The organism is Nocardia aobensis NBRC 100429, from assembly GCF_000308375.1.
GTDB classification, from domain to species: Bacteria; Actinomycetota; Actinomycetes; order Mycobacteriales; family Mycobacteriaceae; genus Nocardia; species Nocardia aobensis.
Map to the genome: position 1 here is coordinate 20722 of NZ_BAFQ01000008.1, position 6442 is coordinate 27163.

Genomic DNA, 6442 nt, shown 5'->3' on the forward strand with positions numbered 1-6442 from the left:
CCGGACAGAAGGAAGACCATGCCGACGACGACGCCACCCCGTCCGAAACAACTCGATTCCCCGCTGCTGCCCAAGATCTTCAAGATCGTGGGCCGTGCGCAGGTGTGGACCTACCGGCGCACCGGCGGCCGCATCGGCGGTAAGTGGCGGATCGGGGCCGGCTTCCGCAAGCCGGTGCCGACCCTGCTGCTCGAACATCGCGGCCGAAAGTCGGGCGTGGTCTACACGACGCCGCTGCTCTACATCACCGACGGTGCGAACACCGTCATCGTCGCCTCGCAGGGCGGCCTTCCGAAGCATCCGCAGTGGTATCTCAATCTGCGCGCCGAGCCCGACACGCACATCCAGATCGGGCGGGACCGCCGTCCCGTCCACGCCGTCACCGCCGACCCGCGGGAACGGGCCCGCCTGTGGCCGCTGCTCGTCGACGCCTATGCCGACTTCGACACCTACCAAGCGTGGACCGAACGCGAAATCCCGGTGGTCGTCCTGCGTCCCCGCCCGGCCGGCCGCTGACTGCCGACAACAGGAAACGCCCGCTACCACTCGGGTAGCGGGCGTTTCGCGGCGGAGGATAGGGGATTTGAACCCCTGAGGGCGTTAACCCAACCCGCGTTCCAGGCGAGCGCCATAGGCCACTAGGCGAATCCTCCGCAGAGCAATATACCGGGTGGACCCCCCGCAACCGCAAACCGGGCTATTTGTGCAGGCCGGCGAGGGCTTTCTTCAATTGGTCCTTACAGGTGGTGCCGACGTCGTCGGTGTTGATGCTGCCCGCGGCCTGAATCCGCAGTTCCACCTTGACCGAGACGTTGGAGTCCAGGGCCGCGCAGGTGTAGTCGAGGGTGACGAAGCTCGAGTAGTTCTGCTGGTAGGCCGCGTAGTAGGCCTGGCTGCCGATACCGGCGATATCGCCGGAGGTGCGGCCGCTGCCGGTGGTCTTGGTGTCGTAGTTCTTCCAGCTGTTGAACTGCGGATCGCTGTATTTGCTCTGGAAGTCGGCCTCGAGGTCGATATCGGAGCCGTCGGTGCCGTACTTGCCGGCGCCGTCGTAGCGGGCGCGGCAGGTCAGGTTGCCGCCGCCGAAGCTGGAGTCGGGGGCGCGTTCGGTGTGCTCGGGAGCGTCCTTGGGCGTGGGCGCCCACTTGCGCAGGACCGTCGTATCGATCAGCGAGCAGGCGTCGGTGACATTGGCCATCGAGTAGTTGCCGTCGACACCCTTCTTGTCACCGAGCGGGCCCTTGCCTCCGCTCCCACTGCCGCCGGTGAGCGCGATCACGCCGATCACGATGCCGATCACCACGACCAGGCCGACCACGCCGCCGACGATCCACGGCGTGTTGTTCTTCTTGGGCGGCTGTGGATAGGCCGGCTGTTGGGCATAGGGCGGTGGGAACTGTTGCTGTGGATAATTCGGCACGGACGGCGGCTGCTGTCCGTAGGGCTGCTGCGGTGCGCCACCGTGGTAGGCGTCGAAACCCGCCCCCAGAACCGTCGGATCCGTACCGGTCACGGGTCCGGGCCGCCCGCCCATCACGGTCGGATCGGTACCGGTGAGCGGCTGCTCCGGAGCCGCCGGCGTCGACCACCAGTGCACGGTTTCGTTGGGCGGATGACCCTGTCCCTGATACTCGGGCCCACCGTGCGGTGGATTACTGCCTGTCACGTCTTTCCTCCGGTCCTGGCGCGGAAGCCCCCTCGAAAAATGTCGCAGGTGATCGTATCGACTCCGCCCGGATTCCACTCGAGTGGACAGTTGTGACTACACTGGCCGACGGATCCCGCGCGGCGCGCATCCTGTGAACTCCCCCAGGGCCGGAAGGCAGCAAGGGTCAACGGGCTCTGCCGGGTGCGCGGGGTCCCCTTACTTTCTCGGGGGAAATCTTCTTCACTGCCACGGGCCGCATCAGGCGGGTAACGTGGTCGGCTGGGTCCGCGCCAGAAGCGCACGATCCGTCAACCTGTTACCTCGCTGCTTGAAAGGCTGCTCAGGATGCCCCGGCAAACGCAGATCGGTTTGATGAGCCATGCGGAACTCGTATCGGAACACGAGACGCAGACCGCGAACTACGCGAAGCTCCAGACCGAGAAGCTCACGCTGGATCTGACGAGGGGTAAGCCCTCGTCGGAGCAACTCGATCTCTCCACCGGCCTGCTCGCCCTGCCGGGCGCCGACGACTACCGCGACGGCACCGGCACCGACTGCCGCAACTACGGCGGCCTGCACGGGCTGCCGGAGTTGCGTGCGATCTTCGGTGAACTGCTGGGCATTCCGGTCGAGAACCTGCTCGCCGGCAACAACGCCAGCCTGGAACTGATGCACGACGTGATCGTGTTCGCGATGCTGCACGGCACGGCCGATTCGCCGAGCCGCTGGGCCGATGAACCGATCAAGTTCCTGTGCCCTAGCCCGGGTTACGACCGCCACTTCGGGATCACCGAATCGCTCGGCGTGCAGATGATTCCGATCGCCATCAATCACGACGGCCCGGATGTGCACGCCATCGCGGAACTGGTCGCGTCCGACCCGCAGATCAAGGGTCTGTGGGCGGTTCCCAACTATTCCAACCCGACCGGCGTGAACTTCTCCGAAGAGGTTGTGCGCGAACTGGTTTCGATGCCCACCGCCGCGCCGGACTTCCGCCTGTTCTGGGACAACGCGTACGCGGTGCACCCGCTGACCGATACCGCCGCCCCGGTGTACGACGTCCTCGGGCTGGCGGCCGCGGCCGGAAACCCCAACCGGCCCTTCGTCTTCGCCTCCACCTCGAAGATCACCTTCGCCGGGTCCGGCGTCAGCTTCTTCGGCGCGTCCACTGAGAACCTGACCTGGTACCTGAAGTACGCCGCGAAGAAGAGTATCGGCCCGGACAAGGTGAACCAGCTGCGTCACCTGCGCTTCTTCGGTGATGCCGAGGGCGTGCGCCGGCATATGCAGGCCCACCGCGCGCTGCTCGAGCCGAAATTCAAACTGGTGCTGCGGATCCTGGAGGATCGTCTGGGCGCCTCGAAGATCGCCTCCTGGACCGAGCCCAAGGGCGGCTACTTCATCAGCCTGGATGTGGTCGAGGGCACGGCCGGGCGGGTGGTGGCGCTGGCCAAGGAGGCCGGAATCGCCCTGACCCCCGCGGGTTCGGCGTTCCCCTACGGAAAAGACCCGGAGGACAAGAACATTCGCATCGCCCCCAGTTTCCCGTCGCTCGCCGATCTGGAGAAGGCGATGGACGGTCTGGCGACCTGCGTCCTGCTCGCCGCGACCGAGAAGCTGCTGGAGAAGTAGCGGTGGCGCGGGCCGGACAGCCGCGATGTGCGGCTGTCCGGCCGGAATCGGTTACTGCGGCTTGTGCGCCAGCACCGCGAACATCGTCACCGAGAGGTGAATGTCCCCAGTGCGCGCACCGGCTTCCAATTCCGCCAGCAATTCCCGCCGCTGCGCCTCGGTGATCGCCCCGCGCGCTTCCGCCATACCGGCGATGCGGGCCACCAGCGCACCGGCGCCGGCGCTCGCGTCCTGGACCAGCGCGTGCGAGCCGATATCGTCGACGACCAGCCCGGCTCGGGTGAGCAGGCCGGGCAGCCGCCGTCCCGAGAACGGGTTGGTGGTGTTGGTGATGAGGGTTTCGATCACCTCGTGCACGACCCGCCGGTCGCCGGGATGCACGATGGCGGTGCCCCAGTCGCTGTCCATGACGACGACGCGTCCGCCCGGTTTCAGCACCCGGGCGATCTCTCGTGCGGCGCGCTCCGGGGCGGTCAGATGCTGGAACACCCGCTCACACAGGGCGACGTCGAAGGTGTCACCGCCGAACGGCAGCCCGTAGGCATCGCCGGGGACGAACCGGGCGGGCGAATTGTGCTGGGCCGCACGGTGTTCCGCCCCGGCCAGCAGATTCGGATCGGGTTCGACGCCGACCGCGTCACCGGTCGGGCCGACGGCGTCGGCGAAGACCAGCACCTCCGAGCCGGTGCCGGAGCCGATGTCGACCGCGCTTTCGCCCGGAGCGACGGCCAGGGCGTCGTGCGCCCAGCGGCGTAGTCCGCGAATTCCGGGAAGTGCGGCCTGCAGATCGTGCACATCGATGAGTTGGTCGCGGCCCGCGCGATCGAAGCGGTCCGGCCTCAGTCCCGAGGATGAGGAATTGTCTGCCGAGGAGCTGTGTGTGGGCGCCATATCTTCCACCGTGGGTGTTGCCAGAGTGTCGGGCATGAAGATTCACCCTACGCGCGCAGAAAATCTACGGGTGGGTAGACATGTGAGTCCGGTCACGCCGGTCGGTGGGCGGATATTCGCCCGTCTGCGATGATCGATACATGGTGAGCCGCAAAGTGTGCCTCGCGCAGGAACCGGAGTCGGACAAGCTGTTGTCGGAGGACGACTTCGCCCTCCTGACCGGGATGCTGCTGGACCAGCAGTTTCCCCTCGAACACGCCTTCCGCGGTCCGAAGAAGATCGCCGACCGCATGAACGGTTTCGATATCCACCGGATCGCGGAGGCCGATCCGGAGGAATTCGAGGAATTGGGCGCGACCCCGCCCGCCATTCACCGCTACGGCCGGTCGATGGCCCGGCGCACCCAGGAACTGGCCCGATACGTCGTCGAACACTACGACGGCATAACCTCCGAGATCTGGACTCGCGACGATCCCGACGGCAAGGAAGTGCTGCGCCGGCTGAAGGAGTTGCCCGGCTACGGCGACCAGAAGGCGCGCATCTTCCTGGCGCTGCTGGGCAAACAACTCGGTGTGCGCCCGGCGGGGTGGGAGAAGGCGGCCGGTGCCTACTCGGAGCCGAATTCGCGCCGCTCGGCCGCCGATATCGTCGACAACGAGTCGCTGCTCGAGGTGCGGGCATTCAAGAAGCAGATGAAGGCCGCCGCGAAGGAAGCCAAGGCGAAATAGCTTCCGCCGATCCGGTTACTGCGCGGTGTATCCGCCGTCGACCAGGTGATAACTGCCGGTGATGAACGTGGCCGCATCGCTGGCCAGGAATGCGACCAGCCCCGAGACCTCCTCGGGAGTGCCCAGCCTGCCCAGGGCGTGTTTCTGAGCGAGGAACGCCTGGGTTTCCTCGTCGAGGTTCGCCCCGAGCAGCGGCGTGTGGATGAATCCGGGTCCGACCGCGGTGACCCGCACGCCTTGGGCCGCGTATTCGAGGGCCGCGTTCTGGGTCAGGCCGAGCAGCCCGTGTTTGGCCGTGACGTACGCCGACGAACTCGCGAATCCGACGCTGCCGAGGATCGACGCCATATTCACGATGGCGCCCCCGCCGGCGGCCGCGACGGCCGGAAGTTGTTCGCGCAGTGCGTAGAACACGCCGTCGAGGTTCACCGACAGGACCTTGCGCCAGCCGTCCAGCGAATAGTCACCGATCAGCGCGCTCTCCCCGCTGATGCCGGCGTTGTTGACCGCGATCCGCAGCGGTCCCAGTTCGGCGGCGGCCGCGACACTGCGCCGGACGGTCTCCGGATCGGAGGCATCGCCGGCGAAGCCGGCCGCCTGGCCGCCCGCACCGCGAATCTCCTCGACCACCGTATTCGCATTGTCCTCGTCGAGATCGAACACCAGGACCGCGGCGCCGCTGCGCGCGAGTTCGTGCGCGACCGCGCGTCCGATCCCGGAACCGCCCCCGCTGACTATTGCCGCACGGTTGCTTACGTCGTATACGGCCATGATCGACACCCTCTCCGAGACATCGGTTAGCTCATGTACGAGGTTTTGATCGCTCGTCAACGAGTGTAGCTATGAGTTAGCGACGGTATGAATCGCCCGGTGAGCATGCCGAGAGGGGGTCGGCCGAGTGCGCGGCAGTCCGTACGCCCACGACCCTGGGCATCCGGCGTCCGCACCGTGCTCGCGCGGACACCGGACGTGCGGGTGACTAGCTGCTGCTCGCGGCGGCGGTGGCGAACGGCGTTGTGGTGACGCGGTTTTCGCGGTGGGCGGGCGGCTGCCACACTCCGCGGCGCTGCAGGATCGGCAGGACACCTTCGCCGAACCAGTACGCCTCCTCCACGTGCGGGTAACCGGAGAGGATGAACTGCGTGATGCCGAGGCGGGAGTATTCGATCAGCCGCTCGGCCACCTCTTCGTGCGAGCCGACCAGCGCCGTTCCCGCGCCGCCGCGCACCAGTCCGACACCGGCCCACAGGTTGGGTGCGATCTCGAGCCGATCGGTGTTGCCGCCGTGCAGTTCCAGCATCCGCCGCTGGCCCTCGGATTCACTCTGGGCCAGATTCGCCTGCACCCGTTCGATATCCGCCGGGTTCACCGCCTCCAGCAGGCGATCGGCCTCGGCCCAGGCCTGCTCCGACGTGTCGCGGGAGATGACGTGGATGCGCAGGCCGTAATCGAGAATGCGGCCCTCGTCCACCGCGAGCCGGCGGATCCACTCCAGCTTCTTGCTCACCGCGAACAGCGGCTCACCCCAGGTGAGGTAGGTGTC

At 66.9% G+C, this 6442-nt stretch carries 7 protein-coding genes, 1 tRNA gene and 1 other RNA gene; 4 read left to right on the plus strand and 5 right to left on the minus strand.

Annotation, left to right across the window (positions count from 1 at the left end):
- The first annotated feature begins 18 nt into the window (after nt 1-18).
- Entirely contained in the window at nt 19-516 is a 498-nt protein-coding gene (locus RJ03_RS01095) for a nitroreductase family deazaflavin-dependent oxidoreductase (RefSeq protein ID WP_036497172.1), read from the plus strand.
- A gap of 52 nt (nt 517-568) precedes the next feature.
- Here the strand turns inward: RJ03_RS01095 and RJ03_RS01100 are convergent.
- Both RJ03_RS01100 and RJ03_RS01105 read right to left on the minus strand, forming a co-directional pair.
- Nucleotides 569-653: transfer RNA gene (locus RJ03_RS01100), tRNA-Ser, on the minus strand.
- A gap of 44 nt (nt 654-697) precedes the next feature.
- On the minus strand, nt 698-1666 hold the full coding sequence (locus tag RJ03_RS01105; RefSeq protein WP_036497174.1) for a hypothetical protein: 969 nt from the start codon (nt 1664-1666) through the stop codon (nt 698-700).
- Nucleotides 1667-1773: 107 nt separating this feature from the next.
- On the opposite strand from RJ03_RS01105, the gene ffs reads away from it, so the two are divergent.
- Nucleotides 1774-1868: signal recognition particle sRNA small type (gene ffs, locus RJ03_RS35525), an RNA gene on the plus strand.
- 125 nt (nt 1869-1993) lie between these two features.
- On the plus strand, nt 1994-3280 hold the full coding sequence (locus tag RJ03_RS01110; RefSeq protein ID WP_036497175.1) for an aspartate aminotransferase type Ic: 1287 nt from the start codon (nt 1994-1996) through the stop codon (nt 3278-3280).
- 51 nt (nt 3281-3331) lie between these two features.
- Here RJ03_RS01110 and RJ03_RS01115 read toward each other — a convergent pair whose 3' ends face one another.
- Entirely contained in the window at nt 3332-4171 is an 840-nt protein-coding gene (locus RJ03_RS01115) for a methyltransferase domain-containing protein (protein ID WP_036497176.1), read from the minus strand.
- 140 nt (nt 4172-4311) lie between these two features.
- Between RJ03_RS01115 and RJ03_RS01120 the strand changes: the two genes are divergently transcribed.
- A complete protein-coding gene (locus RJ03_RS01120) occupies nt 4312-4899 on the plus strand; it encodes an HhH-GPD-type base excision DNA repair protein (RefSeq protein WP_036497177.1) in 588 nt (195 codons plus the stop codon).
- A gap of 15 nt (nt 4900-4914) precedes the next feature.
- Here RJ03_RS01120 and RJ03_RS01125 read toward each other — a convergent pair whose 3' ends face one another.
- Complete coding sequence (locus RJ03_RS01125; protein ID WP_036497189.1) at nt 4915-5670, minus strand: SDR family NAD(P)-dependent oxidoreductase; 756 nt, start codon at nt 5668-5670, stop codon at nt 4915-4917.
- Between the two features lie 208 nt (nt 5671-5878).
- Nucleotides 5879-6442: LLM class flavin-dependent oxidoreductase (locus RJ03_RS01130; RefSeq protein WP_036497179.1), on the minus strand; the 564-nt coding region annotated here is incomplete at its 5' end.